Origin of the sequence: Micromonospora cathayae, from assembly GCF_028993575.1 — a bacterium.
Classification (GTDB): Bacteria; Actinomycetota; Actinomycetes; order Mycobacteriales; family Micromonosporaceae; genus Micromonospora; species Micromonospora cathayae.
The window spans coordinates 4,070,870-4,088,050 of sequence record NZ_CP118615.1; the positions used below are offsets into that span (position 1 = coordinate 4,070,870).

General features: G+C 74.5%; 20 protein-coding genes. 9 read left to right on the plus strand and 11 right to left on the minus strand.

The window, feature by feature from the left end:
- Positions 1–122: 122 nt before the first annotated feature.
- Positions 123–1,097, minus strand: coding sequence for a DUF2267 domain-containing protein (locus PVK37_RS18610; RefSeq protein WP_275028742.1), 975 nt, complete (start codon positions 1,095–1,097; stop codon positions 123–125).
- A 305-nt stretch (positions 1,098–1,402) separates the two neighbouring features.
- On the opposite strand from PVK37_RS18610, the gene PVK37_RS18615 reads away from it, so the two are divergent.
- A complete protein-coding gene (locus tag PVK37_RS18615) occupies positions 1,403–1,705 on the plus strand; it encodes a hypothetical protein (RefSeq protein WP_275028743.1) in 303 nt (100 codons plus the stop codon).
- Between the two features lie 77 nt (positions 1,706–1,782).
- Here PVK37_RS18615 and PVK37_RS18620 read toward each other — a convergent pair whose 3' ends face one another.
- Together PVK37_RS18620 and PVK37_RS18625 are read right to left on the minus strand one after the other, a co-directional pair.
- The gene (locus tag PVK37_RS18620; RefSeq protein WP_275028745.1) at positions 1,783–2,127 is read right to left on the minus strand and encodes an STAS domain-containing protein; all 345 of its coding nucleotides are present in this window, start codon (positions 2,125–2,127) and stop codon (positions 1,783–1,785) included.
- Between the two features lie 50 nt (positions 2,128–2,177).
- Positions 2,178–2,519 (minus strand): STAS domain-containing protein, encoded by a 342-nt coding sequence (locus tag PVK37_RS18625; protein ID WP_275028746.1) that lies wholly within the window; start codon positions 2,517–2,519, stop codon positions 2,178–2,180.
- A gap of 240 nt (positions 2,520–2,759) precedes the next feature.
- Here PVK37_RS18625 and PVK37_RS18630 point away from each other — a divergent pair, with 240 nt between their 5' ends.
- From PVK37_RS18630 to PVK37_RS18650, 5 genes are all read left to right on the plus strand, one after another.
- Positions 2,760–4,589: a PP2C family protein-serine/threonine phosphatase gene (locus PVK37_RS18630; RefSeq protein WP_275028747.1), complete on the plus strand. Its 1,830-nt coding sequence runs from the start codon at positions 2,760–2,762 to the stop codon at positions 4,587–4,589.
- Complete coding sequence (locus tag PVK37_RS18635; protein ID WP_275028748.1) at positions 4,586–5,632, plus strand: cobalamin B12-binding domain-containing protein; 1,047 nt, start codon at positions 4,586–4,588, stop codon at positions 5,630–5,632. The genes PVK37_RS18630 and PVK37_RS18635 overlap by 4 nt, the downstream gene beginning before the upstream one ends.
- An 87-nt stretch (positions 5,633–5,719) precedes the next feature.
- Positions 5,720–6,064, plus strand: a complete 345-nt coding sequence (locus tag PVK37_RS18640) for an STAS domain-containing protein (protein WP_275028749.1) — start codon at positions 5,720–5,722, stop codon at positions 6,062–6,064.
- Between the two features lie 70 nt (positions 6,065–6,134).
- Entirely contained in the window at positions 6,135–6,581 is a 447-nt protein-coding gene (locus PVK37_RS18645; RefSeq protein WP_275028750.1) for a response regulator, read from the plus strand.
- A 317-nt stretch (positions 6,582–6,898) separates the two neighbouring features.
- The gene (locus PVK37_RS18650; protein ID WP_275028751.1) at positions 6,899–7,324 is read left to right on the plus strand and encodes a hypothetical protein; all 426 of its coding nucleotides are present in this window, start codon (positions 6,899–6,901) and stop codon (positions 7,322–7,324) included.
- A gap of 135 nt (positions 7,325–7,459) precedes the next feature.
- Here PVK37_RS18650 and PVK37_RS18655 read toward each other — a convergent pair whose 3' ends face one another.
- The 8 genes from PVK37_RS18655 to PVK37_RS18690 all read right to left on the minus strand — a co-directional run bounded on the left by PVK37_RS18655 (position 7,460) and on the right by PVK37_RS18690 (position 14,269).
- Complete coding sequence (locus tag PVK37_RS18655) at positions 7,460–8,293, minus strand: hypothetical protein (RefSeq protein ID WP_275028752.1); 834 nt, start codon at positions 8,291–8,293, stop codon at positions 7,460–7,462.
- A 361-nt stretch (positions 8,294–8,654) separates the two neighbouring features.
- Positions 8,655–9,080, minus strand: coding sequence for an OsmC family protein (locus tag PVK37_RS18660; RefSeq protein WP_275028753.1), 426 nt, complete (start codon positions 9,078–9,080; stop codon positions 8,655–8,657).
- Positions 9,081–9,287: 207 nt separating this feature from the next.
- Positions 9,288–10,235 (minus strand): serine/threonine-protein kinase, encoded by a 948-nt coding sequence (locus tag PVK37_RS18665; RefSeq protein ID WP_275028754.1) that lies wholly within the window; start codon positions 10,233–10,235, stop codon positions 9,288–9,290.
- A 118-nt stretch (positions 10,236–10,353) separates the two neighbouring features.
- Positions 10,354–11,358 carry an SDR family oxidoreductase gene (locus PVK37_RS18670; RefSeq protein WP_275028755.1) on the minus strand — a complete coding sequence of 335 codons (1,005 nt, stop codon included), beginning with the start codon at positions 11,356–11,358 and terminating at the stop codon, positions 10,354–10,356.
- A gap of 48 nt (positions 11,359–11,406) precedes the next feature.
- Positions 11,407–12,261 (minus strand): FAD:protein FMN transferase, encoded by an 855-nt coding sequence (locus PVK37_RS18675; RefSeq protein ID WP_275028756.1) that lies wholly within the window; start codon positions 12,259–12,261, stop codon positions 11,407–11,409.
- Positions 12,262–12,393: 132 nt separating this feature from the next.
- Positions 12,394–13,167 (minus strand): methyltransferase domain-containing protein, encoded by a 774-nt coding sequence (locus PVK37_RS18680; protein ID WP_275028757.1) that lies wholly within the window; start codon positions 13,165–13,167, stop codon positions 12,394–12,396.
- Positions 13,168–13,319: 152 nt separating this feature from the next.
- Positions 13,320–13,511, minus strand: a complete 192-nt coding sequence (locus PVK37_RS18685; protein ID WP_275028758.1) for a DUF397 domain-containing protein — start codon at positions 13,509–13,511, stop codon at positions 13,320–13,322.
- The gene (locus PVK37_RS18690; RefSeq protein WP_275028759.1) at positions 13,502–14,269 is read right to left on the minus strand and encodes a Scr1 family TA system antitoxin-like transcriptional regulator; all 768 of its coding nucleotides are present in this window, start codon (positions 14,267–14,269) and stop codon (positions 13,502–13,504) included. Before PVK37_RS18690 ends, PVK37_RS18685 begins: the two co-directional genes overlap by 10 nt.
- 311 nt (positions 14,270–14,580) lie before the next feature.
- Between PVK37_RS18690 and PVK37_RS18695 the strand changes: the two genes are divergently transcribed.
- The 3 genes from PVK37_RS18695 (at position 14,581) to PVK37_RS18705 (ending at position 17,124) form a co-directional block, all read left to right on the plus strand.
- A complete protein-coding gene (locus tag PVK37_RS18695; RefSeq protein WP_275028760.1) occupies positions 14,581–14,817 on the plus strand; it encodes a flavin reductase in 237 nt (78 codons plus the stop codon).
- A gap of 77 nt (positions 14,818–14,894) precedes the next feature.
- Positions 14,895–15,641, plus strand: coding sequence for a response regulator transcription factor (locus tag PVK37_RS18700; protein ID WP_275028761.1), 747 nt, complete (start codon positions 14,895–14,897; stop codon positions 15,639–15,641).
- A gap of 43 nt (positions 15,642–15,684) precedes the next feature.
- A complete protein-coding gene (locus tag PVK37_RS18705) occupies positions 15,685–17,124 on the plus strand; it encodes a sensor histidine kinase (protein ID WP_275035168.1) in 1,440 nt (479 codons plus the stop codon).
- The last annotated feature ends 57 nt before the right edge of the window (positions 17,125–17,181 follow it).

Sequence of the window (17,181 nt, forward strand, 5' to 3'; positions counted from 1 at the left end):
GACCCGCCCCGGCCGGGCGGACCGGCCACCCGGACGGCTTCCCGGTCACCGCCGGGCACCGGGTCCGCCGGTACGGGGGCGCCGGCCCGCCGTACGGGGGCATGACGCCGCCCCGCGCCGACTCAGCCGGCCACGCCCGCGCCCGCCTCCTCGATCGCGTCGTCCACCCGGTGGGCCAGGTCGACGTCCTGGGCGGTCACCGCGTCCGCGCGCCGGCTGCGCACGGTGAGCACCGCGCTGGCCCCGGTCTGCCGGGTGATCTGCGGTCCCCGGCCGGTGTCGGCCCGGAGCCGGTCCAGCCGGTCGAGGACCCGGTCCAGGTTCCCCGGCGGCAGCGCCACGCTCCGCGACAACGCCCGGTCCCGGACCGACCAGTACGGCAGGTCGGCCAGCGCGGCCCGCAGCTCGTCGGCGGTCAGCGGCGCGGCCCTGCCCTCCGGTCCGACCACGCCACCACCGGCCTCCGGTGGCGTGAGCAGGTCCAACAGGCCCTCCGGTACGCGCAGCGACGCCACCAGGTCGCCATCCGCCTCGGCCAGCGCGGCGAGGGTCGCCTCCGCCTGGTAGCGGGCCTGCTCCGGGGTCCGGCCGCTGATCCGGGCCACCTCGGCGAGGAACCCCGGCAGGTCCCGGTGCCGTTCGATCCCGTCCACCGGCGTCACGTCGTGCAGCGACATCGGTACCGCCCGCAGCAGCCGGTCCCGGTCGGCGGGGTCCAGTGCCCTCGCCAGGACCAGCACCGTGGCCTCGGTACCGACCTTGGCGGTGCGGAAGTCGACGCCGGCCCGGCGGCCCACCTCCCCGACCAACTCCCGGTATCCGGTTCCGGTGGCGCCGGGCGTGGTCCCGCCCGGTCGGGGCCCCGGCCGCGGGTTGGCCGGCCGGCCGGCCGGCGGCGGTACCGGCCCGCCGCGAGTGCTGTCCGGTTTGTGGGCCCCGGCCGGCGGCGGCCCCGCACGTTTGCCCCGGTCCAGGTGGGTGGGTTGCTTGGACGCGCCGAGGGTGGTCCCGTCCCGGCTGGGCTGCCGGCCGCGTTCGCGGGCCTGACGGGCCAGGGTACGCCGCCGCTGGTTGTCACCCTCCATCTGCTTCCTCATCCGGCTGACCTCGCTTCCCGACTCGGTTGGCGCTGCCGGTCCCGGCTGGCGGTCGCGGGTCGACGGTCGCGGCCCGTGTTCCCGCGCACCACCACCGCGGCCCGCCCTGTGCCGCGTACCACCCGGTCCCGGCCTGCTCCCCGGCGGCTTCCCGGCCCCGGGCGCCCCGAAACCAGCGCCGGCCGGGCCGGCGGTTCTCCCGGATACGGCTTCATGCCAGCGGGGTGACGAGCCGTCACCCCGTCGCGGCACATGCTCGGTGCGGACCGGAGGAACTTCCGAAGCATGCGGAAGGGAAGGTCGTCATGAAGAGGATTGTCGAGATCGTCCCCGCCCGACCCGGCTGGTACGCCCGCTGGCAGCTCACCCCGGACGCCACCCGCTGCTACCCGGTGACGGTGTGGGCGCTGGTGGAGGAGGCCGACGGCGTCGGTCGCGAGGTGATCGGCGTCGACTGTGTGGGGCAGTGGCCCGGATCGGACGACAACGAGGCGGGCAGCGAGTTCGTCCGCTATCTCTTCCACGCCCCCGAGGCGGGCGGTCCCGACGACCTGGAGCCGGAGCGGAACGCGCCCGGCCTGTCCCGGGAACCGGTCACCGCGGCCTGAACCGCCCGGCGCGGCTCGGGCGGGGCGCGTCGGCGGCGCGGTGCGACCGGTCGGGTCGGCGGCCCACGGACCGGGACTCAGCCGACCTCGCGCACCTCGTCGTCGCCGGCCCGGCCGGCGGAGAGAAGTTCGGCCAAGCCGGTGCGGGCCAGCAACTGCTGGATCTGCTCGTTCATCCCGGTGAGCCGGACCGACCCGGGCCCGGCCCGGTAGATCACCACGAACGCGCTCAACCCGGACGAGTCACACAGGGTGACCCCGGTCAGGTCGACGGTGAGTTCGTCGTACCCCTCGGCCTGGGCCTGCCCGGCCGCCCGGATCAGCTGCGGAGCGGTGTCGAAGTCGAGTTCACCGGTCAGCCGCAACCGGGCGTGCCGGTCTGCGAGCCGGCTCACCTCGATGGTCAACAACTGACGGGGCATGTCCTCCATGTTCCCAGTTGGCGGCGTACCGGAAACCCCCGGGGGTCCGGCTATGCGGTGCTGCTGGCGGACCGGTCGCCGGTATCCGCCCGGGGCGGCCGGACGAGCAGGCCGTTGACGCCGGTGATGTCGAGGATGGTGTCCAGGAACCGGGGCGTGTCGCGGAGGTGGATCGCCGTACCCTGCTGGTGGCCCTCGCGCCAGGCGTGCACGATGACCGCCAGGCCGGTGCTGTCGATGAAGAGCAGCCCGCCGAAGTCCAGCACGATGGCCGCCGGCCGGGCGGCCAGCAGATGGTCGAGCGCCGTCCGCAGCGGTGCCGCGGTGGTGAAGTCGAGGTCGCCCGCGACGCTGACCAGGGGTGCCCCGGAATCGGAGTCATCGATCGACATCGTCAACGGTGTCGATTCAGGCTTCCGCCGCTGGGGAACCACCATCACGCCTCTCCGCAGGTGCTGCCGGTCGGGCAGTTTCTCGAAAATCGTAACAACCCCGGGGGCTGTCCGCCCGGTACGCCGACGCGGCCACGGGTGGCGTTACCGGCATACCGGCGTAGGCTGGGGCGAAGAGATTGGACCACACACGCCGTGACCGGCGGACCGAGGGTGTCGAGAAGGAGTGGGGCTTAGCTGGTGACTGCTGCCGACGTCAGGGGCTGCGACCCGGGCGACGGACGGATCTCCACGCCGAGTGCCGCACGGGCTCCGGCGTGGTCCGCCGACGCCACGACCCGGCCTGCCCAGTCCCTGCCACCCACGCAGTCCCTGCCGCCCCTGGACCCGGACCGCGCCCCGACCGAACCGGACTGGTCCGAGGTCGTCGAGCACTTCCGGGAGGGCTTCGTCGTCTGCGACGCCGCCGGGGTGGTGCGTCATCTCAGCCCGGTCGCCGCCCGGCTCCTCCCCGAGATCACCGTGGGTGAGCTGCTGGTCGCCGCCGGGATCACCGCCCTGACCGGGTCCGACGACCGCACGGACCGCACCGACCTCACCCACCATGACCGTCGGCTCCGCGTCCGGCGGGTGCCGCTGTCCGGTCGCCGGTGCTGCTGGTACGTCGAGGACGTCACCGAGAGCGTCAGCCGGGCCGACGCCCTGCTCGCCGAGCGGGCCCGGTCGGCGTTCCTGGCCACCACCGGCGAGAAGCTCGGCAACCCGCTGCACCCGGACCGGGCGGCGGCGGCCACGGTCCGGCTCGCCGTACCCGCCCTGGGCGACGTGGCGGTGCTGGTGCTCGCTCCGCGTACCGGACGGGTCCGCTGGTGGCGGGCGGCCCGGGTGGACGACGACGTCCCTGCGGTCGACAGCGGCATCCTCGGCGTCACCGACCTGCCACCCGCGATCGACGAGGGACTGGCCGGGACCGAACCGCACGCGGTGGACTGGCTGGTCGACCAGGCCGCCGAGGCCGGCTGGTTGCCGGGCCTGGCCGTGCCGGACGTCTGCGCCCGCCTGGTTCCACTGCCCGGTCGGGGCGCGCCCGCCGGTGTGCTGCTCGTCGCGCGGCGGGCGACCCGGCGCTACGACGAGGACGACGTCGAGCTGCTCCGCGCGTTCGCCTCCCGGGCCGGCGCGGCGCTGACCTCGGCGGCGCTCTACCGCGACCAGGCCGAGGTCGCCGACACCCTCCAGGCGAGCCTGCTGCCGGTGGAACCGGCCGAGGCGGCCGGCGTGCAGTGGGGCACCGCCTACCGGCCGGCCCAGGCCGGGCTGCGGATCGGCGGCGACTTCTACGGCTCACACCCACTACCCGACGGTGGCTCCCTGTTCTATCTGGGGGACGTGTCGGGCAAGGGCGTGGAGGCGGCGGTCTTCACCGGGCAGTTGCGCCAGTGCCTCCAGGCCCTGCACCGGGTCGAGTACCATCCCGCCCGGCTGCTGCGGCTGCTCAACGACGCGCTGCTGGAGACCACGCTCGCCAACGGCCAGGGCCGCTTCGCCACGATGGTGCTCGGAGTGGTCCGGCCGCACCGCGACGGCACCCTGACCCTGACCATGGCCGGTGGCGGTCACCTGCCGCCCCTGCTGGTGCGGGCCTCCGGAGCGGTGGAACCGGTGCCGCTGAGCGGCATGCTGATCGGCGTGGTGCCCGATCCGCGCATCGGCGAGGTGACGGTGACCCTCGCCCCGGGCGAGACCTGCCTGCTGTACAGCGACGGGGTCACCGAGGCCCGGGGTGGCCGGCGGGGGGACGAGCTGTTCGGCGTGGACCGGTTGGTGCACGCCATCAGCGGCTGCCACCGGATGCCCGCGCCGGCGCTCGCCGAGCGGATCGAGCAGGTGACCAGCGACTGGCTGGCCCACGGCGACCACGACGACATCGCGGTGCTGGCGATGCGGGCGGTCGGCGCCGTCGCCCGAGGCCCCCGGCACCTGCACGCGGTGCCCGACCTGACCGCCCCCGCCCCGATCCCGCAGCCGTCCGGCCCGGGACGCCCCGACCGGAGGACGTACCGACCGTGACCAGTCCCGCGACCGTCGACCTGACCGCCGCCTATCCGGCCTACCTGGCGTGCCTGGAGGAAGCCGACGAGTACGCGGCGGTGGACATGGTGACCGGTCTGCTCGACCGGGGGGTGCCGGCCGAGCCGATCCTGCTCGACCTGGTCGCCCCGGCCCAGGCCGAGGTGGGGGAACGCTGGGCGCGCAACGAGTGGAGCGTGGCGCAGGAACACGCCGCGACCCACATCAGCGACCGGGTGGTGGCCGCCGTGTCCGCGTACGCCAGCCCGCGTCCGTCCCGCGGCCACGTGGTGGTGGCCTGCATGGACGGGGAGTGGCACGCGCTGCCGGCCCGGCTGGTGGCGGAGGTGCTCCGGCTGCGCGGTTGGCAGGTCACCTTCCTCGGGGCGAGCGTTCCCGCCGCCCACCTGGTCGGGTACCTGCAACGGCACGACGCGCACGCGGTCGCGCTGGCCTGCGCGCTGCCGATGCGGCTGCCGCACGCCCACCGGATGATCGAGGCGTGCCGGCGGTCCGACGTGCCGGTGCTGGTCGGTGGTCGCGGCTTCGGCGCGGACGGGCGGTGGGCCCGGCGGCTGGGGGTGGCCTGGGCTCCGGACGCGCTGGCGGCGGCGGCGCTGGTCGCCGACGAGCGGGCGTTGCGGCGGGTGCCGGCGGCCGACCTGGCGCACCTGGCCGACGACGAGTACGCCGGTCTGCTCCGTCGCCGCGCCGAGCTGATCGACTCGGCGCTGGTCGATCTGCGGGACCGCTCCCCCGGGGTGGCGAACTACGACGCCGCGCAGCTCGACGCGACCATCAGCGACCTCGGCCACATCGTCGACTTCCTCGCCGCCGCCGTCTATGTGGACGACGTCCGACTGTTCACCGATTTCGTCGGGTGGCTGGCGGCGATCCTGTCCAGTCGCGGCGTGCCGGTGGCGTCGGTGACGCAGACTCTGGAACACTTCTCACAGGCGCTGCGGGACTTTCCCCGGGCCGGTCGGTTCCTCGACGCCAGCCGGAGCGTGGCGACGGTCTCCCCGGCGCTCAGCCGGAGCTGAGCCCACGGTGGGTGACCCCGCCCGGAGGCCCTGCTTATACTTGCTGCACTGCAAGCATCCGCCTGTGGTCAAGCGAGAGGGAACACCTTGACGTTCACCGTCGCGTACGCCCAGGGGGATGACGGTGCTGTCTGCCTGCGCCTGGCGGGGGAACTCGACATGAGCACCGCGCCCGAGCTCAACGCGGCAGTCGACCAGCTCATCGCCGACGGACACACCCGCCTGCTGGTCGACCTGAGCGAGCTGACCTTCTGCGACTCCACCGGCATCGCCGCCTTCGTCCGGGGCGACAACACCGCCGCCGGGCTCGACGGCTGGTTGCGGCTCACCGGGGCCACCGGACGGGTCGCCCGGGTACTCAGCGTGACCGGACTGGCCGAGGTGCTCCGCTACGATCCCGATGCCGACCCGGCCTCACACGCCTGCCGGTGATCGGTTACATTTCCCCGCCGGCACACCCCACCGTCCGGTTTCGTACCACCGTCACAGGAGGCAGGTAGCCATGGGCGTAGACACGCCGAGCCCCGTTCGGATCCTGGTGGTGGACGACGACCCGGGTGACGTGCTCATGATCGAGGAGGCCCTGGAGGACTCCGACGTCGACAAGATCATCGACGTGGTCAGCGACGGCCAGGAGGCGATGGAGTTCCTCCGCCAGGAGGGCCGGCACACCGACGCCAAGCGCCCCGACGTCATCCTCCTGGACCTGAACATGCCCCGGATGGACGGCCGGCAGGTGCTCGGCGAGGTCAAGAGCGACCCGGATCTGCGTACCATTCCGATCGTGGTGCTGACCACCTCCAACGCGGACACCGACATCGTCGGCAGCTACACCCTCCAGGCGAACGCGTACGTGACGAAGCCGATCGACCTGGACGACTTCAACGACGTGGTGCGCCGGATCGACGAGTTCTTCGGCCGCGTCGTGGTGCTGCCCAAGCGTTCCTGACCGCGCCCGCGTCCCGCTCCACCCGCTCCGTCGCCCTCGCTCCCACCGCGCCCGTCCTCCGGTCCCTCCGCCTCCGTGCCGGCCGTGCCCGCCGTCCCGGTCCGTCGCCTTCGTGCCGGCCGTGCCCGTCGTCCCCGGTCCACCGGCCGTCGTCCCGGGCCCGGCCACCGGTGTCCGTCGATCACCAGTCCACCCGGGCTGCCGCCGGCGTGTCGTGGGGTGGGCCGGCCATTTGCCGGAAACCGCTGCGCGCCCGGCCGTCCGGCCGGAGGATCGGCGGTGGGGGAGTTCGCCATCGGCGGACGGGAGGCGGCGACGTGAGATTCTCCGTGGTGGAGATGGGATACGACCAGCGGCAGGTGGATTCCTGCCTGGACGACCTGAGTGCCCGGTTGGCCGAGCTGGCGGCCCGTGCCGCCGGTGCCGGGGTCCTGGGCGACGTCGGGTGGGAGCAGTTCCGGGACGAGGTGGTCCGGCTGCGGGACCTGGTCGACGCGCGGCGGCCCGATGTCGTACCGGTGCCGGTCGACACACCCACGGCTGCCGCCGCGCCGCCCGTCACCGGGCGCGGCGCTCCGCCGATCGCCACCGCCCTCCCGCCGACCACCGCAGTGCCGCCGATCGCCACCTCCCCGCCGACCACCGTCACGTCCCCGCCGACCACCGCCGCCACATCCCTGCCGATCGCCACCACCCTGCCGATGACGGCTGGCGGGGCCACCGGCGGCGTGCGGGGCCGCTGACCGCTGACCGGGTCATGCGGTGGCCGGGTCTTCCGGTGTCCTCGTCATCTGGGTGTCCGGATCGTCTGGGTGTCCGGGGCGTCGGTGTCCGGGGCGTCCGGCTCACCGGGCGGGTGACCCGGGCCGGGCGGTCGCTCAGGTCAGCGCGTCGACCACCGTGGTGGCCCGGCGCTCGTGCTTGGCGTACGCGCCCGGGTAGGCGGACCGCTGCACGGCCTGGGCGGCGCCGGTGACGCTCATGTCCTGCCAGCCGGGAACCTTGCGCAGCGCCTGGTAGAAGGCGCGGGACGCGTACGCCGGCTGCATCAACTCGCGTACGCTGCCCCAGCCGCTGCTCGGCCGCTGCTGGAACAGTCCGACCGAGTCGTGGTCGTCGCCGCTGCCCTGGTGCGGGTACCGGGACGACTCGGCGAGCCGGTCGCTGGCCAGGTTGTGCAGGTTGCTCTCCTGGATCGCGGTGGAGACCGCCACCACCAGGGCGCGGCGGGGCATCTTCAGCTCGACTCCGACGTCCACGATCGTCTTCGCGTTGTCCATCTGCCGCTGGCTCAGCCCGGCGACCGGCTCGGGACGGGCTGGCTTGCGGGGGCGGGGCGGCGTCGTACCGGCCGAGGGGCTGACGGTGGCGCTGGCCGTCGGGGTGGGTACGGCGCCGCGCTGGTACGACCGGGACGCCCGCTGGTCGGCCTCGGCGGCGCTGACCGCCCGGTCGGCCAGTGAGTCGCGCAGCGGCTCCTCGTCGCCGGTGGCGGCCCGCGTACCGGCGAACAGGCCGACGCCGAGGCAGCAGGTGACGCCGGTGGCGAGTGCGACCCGGGCGGGGGTGGAGGCGAGCCGTGGCCGTCGCCGTGGCCGGCGGTCCTCGGCGCGGTGGCGGCCGATGGTCCGAACGGTCGATGCCGCGTCGTCCGGACGGTGATCCGGCCGCGCGCTGGTCAGCTTCTGGTCAGCGGAGTCGTCAGGGTGCACCCGCCGAGGCTAGAAAGTATCTTGGCCGTTGCCATCGGCGTGAATGGTGGCATCAGCCACAATTAGCGGCAATCGCGCCCATTATTGCCCGCTATTTACCGCCAAATTCGGCGAACCGGGCAAATGCTTATCCGGGCTGGTAAGGCGGTGCGGAGGGGACAAGTCCGCTGCCGATCGGCGCCCACCACGGCCCAGCCCAGGGGTCGTCCGTTCGGCCCAGCCCCGATGGGCCGTTCTCGGCCGGGCGACGACCGCTGTCCGCCGGAGCGGCGGTGTTCAACGACGCCGTTCTCCACCGGGCTCGGCGACAGCCGTTCTCCACCCGGGCTCGGCGACAGAGTTCCCGCTGCGCTGGCGGTGTTCAGCGGCGACCGTTCTCCGCTGCGGTGACGGTGAGCCGGTGCCGGCTCAGGTCACTGGTCGAGAACGGCCACAGCCGGTCGGCCTGCTCCACCAGGCCGGCGAGCTGCTCCCGGCTCAACCCGATGGACGAGATCGAGGCGTGCACGTCGGCCTGGTACCGGCCGTCGTCGGCCCGACCCAACTTGACCTCGGCGCGTACCTGCACCGTGTGCGCCTCGTCGGTGATCTCCTTGGCCGCCTCGACCGCCGCGTGGTGCAGACACGAGGCGAACGCCGCCGCGAGCAGCTGCTCCGGGGTGAGCCCGGTGCAGTGTGGCGCGAGCGGGGACGCCAGCGCCGTCGACAACCCACCGTCGTCGGTGTGTACGTGACCGCCCTCGGCGGTCGCCATCGCCTCGTGGAACCACGAACCCGGATCCGACATCGCCGTTCCTCCCGTCGTTCCCGGCACGGCTACCCGGCACCCGCCCGGCGAAACCGCCCGACCAGCGCCCGCCCGGTGACGGGCCGTCAGCCGGGCCCGGGAGTTCAGCCGGGCCCGGGAGGTTGGGCGGGTCGGGGCGTCAGGCGGCGGGGAGGTTGGGCGGCGGCGGGGCGTCAGGCGGCGGGGAGGTTGGGCGGCGGCGGGGCGTCAGCTCTCCGTGCCGCCGCCCGGATCCACCACGGCCATCTCGGTCGGTGCGGTGGCGGCCCGTTCGGTCCACGGGGAGACGGGGGCGGCGGTCCGCTGCCGGGGCACCACGGTGGCCAACGGCACGTACACCCGGGCGTCGACCGCTTCGGCGAGCACCAGCGCGGCGAACAGACTGGTCGGCCGGTCCGACGGATCCTCGGCCAGACAGCTCCGGCACAGGTCGGCCACCTCCGCCGGTAACCCCTCCACCGCCGGCAGCGGCTCCGGCGGCTGACGGCGGCGGGTGCCCAACAGCTGCGTCGCCGTCGACGCCGGGTACGGCAGCCGACCGGTGAGGCAGTAGTAGAGCAGCACCCCCACCGCGTACATGTCGGCTGCGGTGGTGGCCGGCCGCTGCGCCAACTGCTCCGGCGCGAGGTACGCCGGGGTGCCGACCACCATGCCCGCCGGCAGCTCGTCAGCCGTGCCACTGGTGGTGGCGATGCCGAAGTCCAGCACCTTCACCCCGGCCGGGGTGAGCACCACGTTGGCCGGCTTCACGTCCCTGTGCACGATGCCGTGGGCGTGTGCGGCGGCCAGCGCCGCGCTCACCTCGGCGCAGACCCGCACCGCGATCCGCCAGTCCAGCGGCCCGGAGCGGACGTGCGCGGCCAGCGTCTCCCCCTCGGCCAACTCCATCACGATGTACGGCACCTGCTGCCCGGTGCCGGTGACGGCGGTGCCGAAGTCGTGCACGCTCGCCACGTTCGGGTGCACCAGCCGGGCCGCCGAGCGCGCTTCGGCCCGGATCCGCTCCACCGAGGTCGGGCCGTCGTGGTGGCCGGGCGAGATCAGCTTCACCGCCACCGTCCGGTCCAGCACCACGTCGTGGGCCCGCCAGACCTCCGACATGCCACCGACGCCGATGCGCTGTTCGAGCCGGTACCGCCCGTCCAGCGTCCTCATCGTGCCGCTCCTCGCCTCGTCCCCACGCCCCGCCCGCAGGTGCCCCCCGAGCCGGTACCCGGCCTCCGAGCAGCACAAACCGACAACCGGCGATCTCCGCGTGACGCTGTCCGAACGCTCAGTCAGCGGCCGGGTCGGCTCCCGGGGCGGGGCCGGGGTCGTTCCTCCGGTTCACAGCCCGCCCGTCGGGTCGCGCCGGGCCGGGGCCGTCGGGCAACGCCGTACCGGGGCTGCCGGGCAACGCCGTGCTCACCCCGAAGCCGCGCCCCAGGGCCCGTACCTGCGCCTCCAGCTCGGGTACCGCCCGGCGGGCGTGCCGGGCCATCACCCGGTCCGCCAGCGGGCTGACCAGCACCGACCGTCCCGCCTGGAGCAGACCGACCGCCCGGGGCACGTACACCCGGCGCTGCCGCCGCTCGATGGCCCGGACGAACGCCGCCGCGCACTCCCGTACCGACGTGGTCTTCCGCATCGGCCAGGGCAGCCGCGCCAGCAGCTCCGCGACGGCCGGCAGGTCGGTCCGGGCCTCCCGGACCAGGTCGGTGTCGATCCAGGAGGGGTGTGCGGTGCCGACGGCGACCCCGTGGTGGGCCAGCTCCAACCGGATCGAGGTGCCGAAACTCTCCGCCCCGGCCTTCGACGCGCAGTACGCGGCCATCCCGGGCGGCGCGGCGAACGCCGCCGCCGACGAGACGATCAGCAGGTACCCGCGCCGGGCGATCAGCGCGTCGACCGTCGCCGCCGCCGTCCGCATCACCCCGACCAGGTTCACCTCGACGGTACGCACCATCGCGTCGAGGTCCCCGACCGCGAGGGTTCCCCGGTTCGCCACTCCGGCGTTGGCGACCACCGCGTCGATCCCGCCCAGCGCCGCGATGGTGCCGTCCACGGCCCGGGTCAGGCCGGCCTGGTCGGTGACGTCGGCGGGAAACCAGACGTGCCCCTCGCCCAGCTCGGCCGCCAGGGCGGCGAGGCGGTCCGGCTCCAGCCCGACCAGGGACACCCGGGCACCCCGGGCGGCGGCGACCCGGGCGGTGTGCTCGCCGATGCCCCGGGCCGCCCCGGTCACCAGGACCACCCGACCGGCGAGCGGACCGGCCGTACCGCCTCGTTGCTGGCGCACGATCCGCAACCTACCACCCGACGGCCCACCGTCCCGGGGCCCGAGTGGTCAGCGGCCCACCGGCACCGGCGGGTGGGTCGATCCCGGCCGGGGCGTGACCCACCACGCGCAGTCCCGTTCGGTCAGCCAGTCGGGGCCGTCCGCACCCCGCACCAACGCGCTGACGGCGAACGTGGCCGCGCGTACCGCGTCCGGGGCGGCCACCGTCACCGCCTCCCACGGCGAGTCGGGCACCCGGCCGGTACGCGGATCGAGGACGCCCCTGCCGTCCGGGTCACGCGCCGACGCGGTAGCCAGCCCACCGCCGTTGAGCCCCACCGTGCGACCGTCGACCGGCACCGGCCAGCCACCGGAGGGGGCCGGCCCGGCCGTCGCCACCCGGGACCCGACCGCCACCAGCACCCCACCCGCCGACCGCTGCGCGATCTGTTCCGCGCACCGCTGCGCCAGGTACGCCGTCGCCGTCCCGCCCAACATCAGCAGCAGCGTCGGCGGTACGGTCAGCCGGTCACCGCGCAGCGACACCGACCGCCAGTCACCGGCGTCGGGCAGCGGGACGCCGCTGCCGGAGCCGCAGACCGGCAGCGGGCCGACCCGGGCGGCCAACCGGATCCGGGCCGCGCCGATCGTCGGGTCGCAGTCGCCGTCACTGATCCGGGCCGCCTCCAGCGCGACGGTGACCAGCTCCCGTAGCAGCGGTCCGACCGGCACCGGCCGGCCCGCCGCCCGGTGCACCCGGGCCAGTTCGCCCCGCCCCGGCGCGGTGATCCGGTCCAGGGCGGCGAGGGCCCCGGCGACCACCCGCCGGGCGGTGGTGGGCCGGTCCACCCCGGTCACCGCCACCCGGACCGGACGCCCCCGATGTGACCAGCGCGCCTCGCGTACCCCATCGATGGTGTCCATGGCCGGAGCCTGCCGGCCGCGCCTGGGAGGGGCTGAGGTCGTGGCTGTGTGTCGGCTGTGCGACACCGGGCGGCCGGGTCGGCGCGATCCCTTTCCGCCGTTCGCTGCCGGTCCCGCGAACGTGCAGAACCTTCAGGACCCGGCGACGACCAGGTAGAAGGTGAAGCCGGCGAGCAGCGGCCCGGTCGCCAGCCGGTGCAGCCACGCGTCCACGTCCGCCTCGGCCAGCTCACCGGCGGCCACCGCCCGCGTCGAGTTGCGCCGCAGTCCGAGGATCTGGTCGGCGGTGCCGAAGTCGCGGAACAGCACCGCGACCGGTTCGACCGACCGGATCCGGAACCCGGCCGCGTCGGCCAGCCGTACCATCTGGCGGCCCATGGTGGCGTTGCGGACCCGGCTGGCGTTGAACCGGGCGAACCGTCGACTGGTGGTGACGTCCTCGTCGGCGACGGCGAGGGTGTCCCAGTCCGGCTCGGCCATACCGAACAGGCCGCCCGGCCGTAGTACCCGCCGGGCCTCCGCGAACGCCCGCTCCGGCTCGGGTACGTGTTGCAGCACCCGGTCCACCCGGAGCCGGTCCACACTGGCGTCGGCCAGCGGCAGGTCGCGCAGGTCACCGGCCCGCAGCTCGACGTTGGGGCGGTCGGCGTGCCGGTCGGTCGCCTCGGCCAGCATCCGGGGCTCGTGGTCGACCCCGATCACCGTGCCGTCCGGGCCGACCGCGTCGGCCAGCGACGCCAGGTCGGTACCGGGCCCGCAGCCCAGGTCCACCGCCGTCTGGCCGGGCCGTACGTCGAGCGCGGCGAGCAGGCGCTGCTTGTAGTCGAGGCCCACCGGGGTACGGGCGGCGGCGTCCATGTACGCGATCTGGTCCGGAGCGGCGGTCAGGCCGGCGAGTCCACTCATCCGGTCATTTCACCACGAAACACCGACACTCCGGCGTCCATGGTGGACGCCGGAGTGTCGGTCGACGGGGCCGGGCACGGGCCGGCGGAAACCACGGCCGGCCGAGACCGCACCCGTCCCGGATCAGACACCCGGAGTCGCACTGCCCCGGGTCAGTCGCGTACGGCGTACCGGGTGAGGAAGGCCCGCCAGGCGGTGGGGGAGAAGGTCAGCGCCGGGCCGTGCGGGTCCTTGCTGTCCCGTACGCCGATCACGTCGGGCAGGTTGTCGGCCACCTCGACGCAGTCGCCGCCGTTGCCGCTGCTGCGACTGCTGGTGCGCCACCGTGCGCCGGTCAGGTCCATGTCTGGGCCACCTCCGTGATCAGGTCGACGGACTGCCGGTGGGACAACGCCTCGCCGCGCACGTCCTCCCACGCAGCCAGTATCGCCGCCAACTCGTCCGCCTCGCTGACCACCTGACCCTGGAGCTGGTTGTCCAGGTAGCCGGCCAGCCGGTGATCGGGGCTCTGCGCCAGCACGAACGGGCCGTTGAGCCCGGCGTAGGCACCCACACTGGACGGCACCACGTGCACCCGGACGTGCGGGGCTCCGCACGCCCGGACCAGCGCGGTCAACTGCTCGTGCATGGTGGCCGGGCCGCCGACCGGCCGGCGCAGTACCGATTCGTCGATCACGGCGGTGAACTGCGGCGGGTCGTCCTGGTTGAGGATGCCCTGCCGGGCCAGCCGGGTGGCGACGTGCCGCTCCACCTCGCCCCGGGGGAGCAGCCCGCCGCCGGCCAGCACCTCCCGCGCGTACCGCTCGGTCTGGAGCAACCCGGGCAGGACCATGCACTGGTACGACCGCAGCGACACCGCCTCCCGTTCGATCTCCTGCCACGGACGGAACCAGAGTGGCACCTTCTTCCGGAAGGTGTCCGGCCAGATGTCCGCGATGTCTTTGCCGAGCGCCTCGGCGGCTGCCGCCCGGTGCCGGGGGTACGGAACGCGTCCCTCGTTGAGCCACCGCATGGTGGTCTTCGGGTCGACGCCGATGCGTTCGGCCAGCGATTCGGTGGTCTGCCCGGTGGCGTACAGGGCGGCGCGGAGCGCGTCGTTCATGCGGTTTCCCTTCCAGATGGCAAAGACGTCTGCCCGGCACCCACTCGCGGGATGTCGTCGTCCGACCACGTCGCAGGAGGGTGTGGGCGAGGCGGCGCGGCCGGTGGAGGCGTGAGACCCGGCGGTCGCGTCTGTCGGGCCGCCCCGTGGGGAGGCGGGGCGGCCCTCCACAAGGGACAACGAGACGGCGGGTGAATGGATGTGAGCGTGCGGGACCACGAGAAGGCGCTGGTACCCGGCGAGACCGGCGACGCGACCGTGGGTGAGGGCGTCCCGGGACCGGTCCCGGTACTGGGCAAGGGCGGACGGCGGTGAGGGCCCGGCCGCACGTCGCCGCGCGGCCGTCCTGGCGGTGCCGGGTCTGCGGCGCGCCGTGGCCCTGCTCACCGGCCCGGCTGCGGTTGCTCGTCGAGTACCGGGGCAACCGCCCCACCCTGCTGATCCACCTCGCCCTGCTGCTGGAGGAGGCCGCCACCGACCTGCCCGGCACCCACCCGGACGCCCCCGACCTGACCACCCGTTTCCTCGGCTGGGCACGTGCTCGTTGAGCGTGGTACGCGACGCGTACAGGTGGCGCACAGGCAACGCTGGGACGGGACACAGGGTCGGGGACCAGGATGGGGGCATGGTGACCGACGGGCATGCGCTTCCGGGCCGGGTCGAGCTGCGCCGTCCGGACGGCGGGCCGGTGCGGGTGCTGGTGGTCGACGACGAGTCCACCCTGACCGACCTGCTCGCCATGGCGCTGCGCTACGAGGGCTGGCAGGTCGCCACCGCCGGCAACGGCATGGCCGCGCTGAGCAGCGCCCGGCAGACCCGCCCGGACGTGGTGGTGCTCGACGTGATGCTGCCCGACCTGGACGGCTTCCAGGTACTGCGCCGGCTGCGCGAGCAGGCCCCGAACGTGCCGGTGCTGTTCCTGACCGCCCGGGACGCGGTGCAGGACCGGATCGCCGGACTGACCGTCGGCGGCGACGACTACGTCACCAAGCCGTTCAGCCTGGAGGAGGTGATCGCCCGGCTGCGGGCCCTGCTGCGCCGGGCCGGGCTGGCCGTCGCGGCCCGCGAGGAGGCCGTCCTCACCGTCGGTGACCTCAGCCTGGACGAGGACAGCCACGAGGTACGCCGGGGCGACGACCTGATCACCCTCACCGCCACCGAGTTCGAGCTGCTCCGCTACCTGATGCGCAACCCGCGCCGGGTGCTCAGCAAGGCGCAGATCCTGGACCACGTCTGGAACTACGACTTCGGCGGCCAGGCCAACGTCGTCGAGCTGTACATCTCGTACCTGCGGAAGAAGATCGACGCCGGCCGCGAGCCGATGATCCACACGCTGCGCGGGGCGGGCTATGTCCTCAAGCCCGCCCCGTGAGCCCCGCCGTTGGCCGTCGTCCCGCTGGTCGCTGTCGCACCGGCTGGCCGGCTGGTCGCTGCGGGGCCGGCTGGTCGCCACCGTCGTCGCCCTGCTCGCCCTGGTCAGCGTGGGCGTCGGCACGGTCACCACGGTGGCCCTGCGGCACTTCCTGACCAGCCAGATCGACGAACAACTGGCCCCCATGTACCAGGGGCGCGGGCCGGTCGACCCGCTGCCCGGCTGGCAGCTACCCGACAACCGGTTCCTGCGCGTCCCGCCCGGCTTCCCCACCGGCACGATCGTCGTGCAGGCCACCGACGGCCAGGTCACCGCCGCCCGGACCCTCACCGCCGGCCGGGACGAGGAGCCGATACCGGTCTCCGAGGTCACCGCCGTCGCCGCGCTACGCGCCGACGGCCGACCCCGCACCGTCGACCTGGGCGACCGGGGCGACTACCGCTTCGTGGCGCGCACCGCCCCGGACGGCACCGTCCGGGCGCTGGGCGTGCCGCTGGCCGGCGTCCAGCAGACCATCTGGCGGATGATCGCCGCGCAGGCCGGCATCGCCACCGCCGGCCTGCTGCTCGCCGGCTCGGCCGGCGCGCTGATCGTGCAGGCCACGCTGCGTCCGCTGCGCCGGGTCGCGGCCACCGCCACCCGGGTCACCGAACTGCCGCTGGACCGGGGCGAGGTCGCCCTGTCGGTCCGGGTGCCCGCCGCCGACACCGACCCGCGTACCGAGGTCGGTCAGGTCGGCAGCGCGCTCAACCGGATGCTGGGGCACGTCGCCGCCGCGCTCACCGCCCGCCAGGCCAGCGAGACCCGGGTACGCCAGTTCGTCGCCGACGCCAGCCACGAGCTGCGTACCCCCCTCGCGGCCATCCGGGGGTACGCGGAGGTGGCCCGCCGGGGCCGGGCGGAGGTGCCGCCCGACGTGGCGCACGCGCTGCGCCGGGTGGAGTCCGAGAGCGTCCGGATGACCAGTCTCGTCGACGACCTGCTGCTGCTGGCCCGGCTCGACTCGGGCCGTCCGCTGGTGTCCGAACCGGTCGACCTGTCCGCGCTGGTGGTCGACGCGGTCAGCGACGCGCACGTGGCCGGCCCCGGGCACCGCTGGCAGCTCGACCTGCCCGACGAGGCGGTCGAGGTGCCCGGTGACGCCGCCCGGCTGCACCAGGTGGTGACGAACCTGCTGACCAACGCCCGGGTGCACACCCCGGCCGGTACCACCGTCACCACCACCCTGCGGGCCGGTCCGGACGCCGCCGTGCTGACCGTCGCCGACGACGGCCCCGGCGTCCCCGCCGAGCTGCAACCGGAGGTGTTCGAACGGTTCGCCCGGGGCGACAGCTCCCGGTCGCGGGCGCACGGCAGCACCGGCCTCGGCCTGGCCATCGTCGCCGCCGTGGTGGACGCCCACCACGGACAGGTCACTGTGGACAGCCGGCCGGGCCGGACCGCGTTCACGGTACGGCTGCCGAACCGCACAGCGGACGCATAGCCTTCGCACGGGGGCGGGCCAGCCGGGCCGCCGAGGCTGGCTCACATGGAGAAGACA

Bases quoted from the DNA above. Each gene is read 5' to 3' on its own strand.
- PVK37_RS18610 (WP_275028742.1), bottom strand. From the start codon at position 1,097: ATGAGGAAGCAGATGGAGGGTGACAACCAGCGGCGGCGTACCCTGGCC.
- PVK37_RS18615 (WP_275028743.1), top strand. From the start codon at position 1,403: ATGAAGAGGATTGTCGAGATCGTCCCCGCCCGACCCGGCTGGTACGCC.
- PVK37_RS18620 (WP_275028745.1), bottom strand. From the start codon at position 2,127: ATGCCCCGTCAGTTGTTGACCATCGAGGTGAGCCGGCTCGCAGACCGG.
- PVK37_RS18625 (WP_275028746.1), bottom strand. From the start codon at position 2,519: ATGTCGATCGATGACTCCGATTCCGGGGCACCCCTGGTCAGCGTCGCG.
- PVK37_RS18645 (WP_275028750.1), top strand. From the start codon at position 6,135: ATGGGCGTAGACACGCCGAGCCCCGTTCGGATCCTGGTGGTGGACGAC.
- PVK37_RS18660 (WP_275028753.1), bottom strand. From the start codon at position 9,080: ATGTCGGATCCGGGTTCGTGGTTCCACGAGGCGATGGCGACCGCCGAG.
- PVK37_RS18665 (WP_275028754.1), bottom strand. From the start codon at position 10,235: ATGAGGACGCTGGACGGGCGGTACCGGCTCGAACAGCGCATCGGCGTC.
- PVK37_RS18675 (WP_275028756.1), bottom strand. From the start codon at position 12,261: ATGGACACCATCGATGGGGTACGCGAGGCGCGCTGGTCACATCGGGGG.
- PVK37_RS18680 (WP_275028757.1), bottom strand. From the start codon at position 13,167: ATGAGTGGACTCGCCGGCCTGACCGCCGCTCCGGACCAGATCGCGTAC.
- PVK37_RS18685 (WP_275028758.1), bottom strand. From the start codon at position 13,511: ATGGACCTGACCGGCGCACGGTGGCGCACCAGCAGTCGCAGCAGCGGC.
- PVK37_RS18690 (WP_275028759.1), bottom strand. From the start codon at position 14,269: ATGAACGACGCGCTCCGCGCCGCCCTGTACGCCACCGGGCAGACCACC.
- PVK37_RS18700 (WP_275028761.1), top strand. From the start codon at position 14,895: ATGGTGACCGACGGGCATGCGCTTCCGGGCCGGGTCGAGCTGCGCCGT.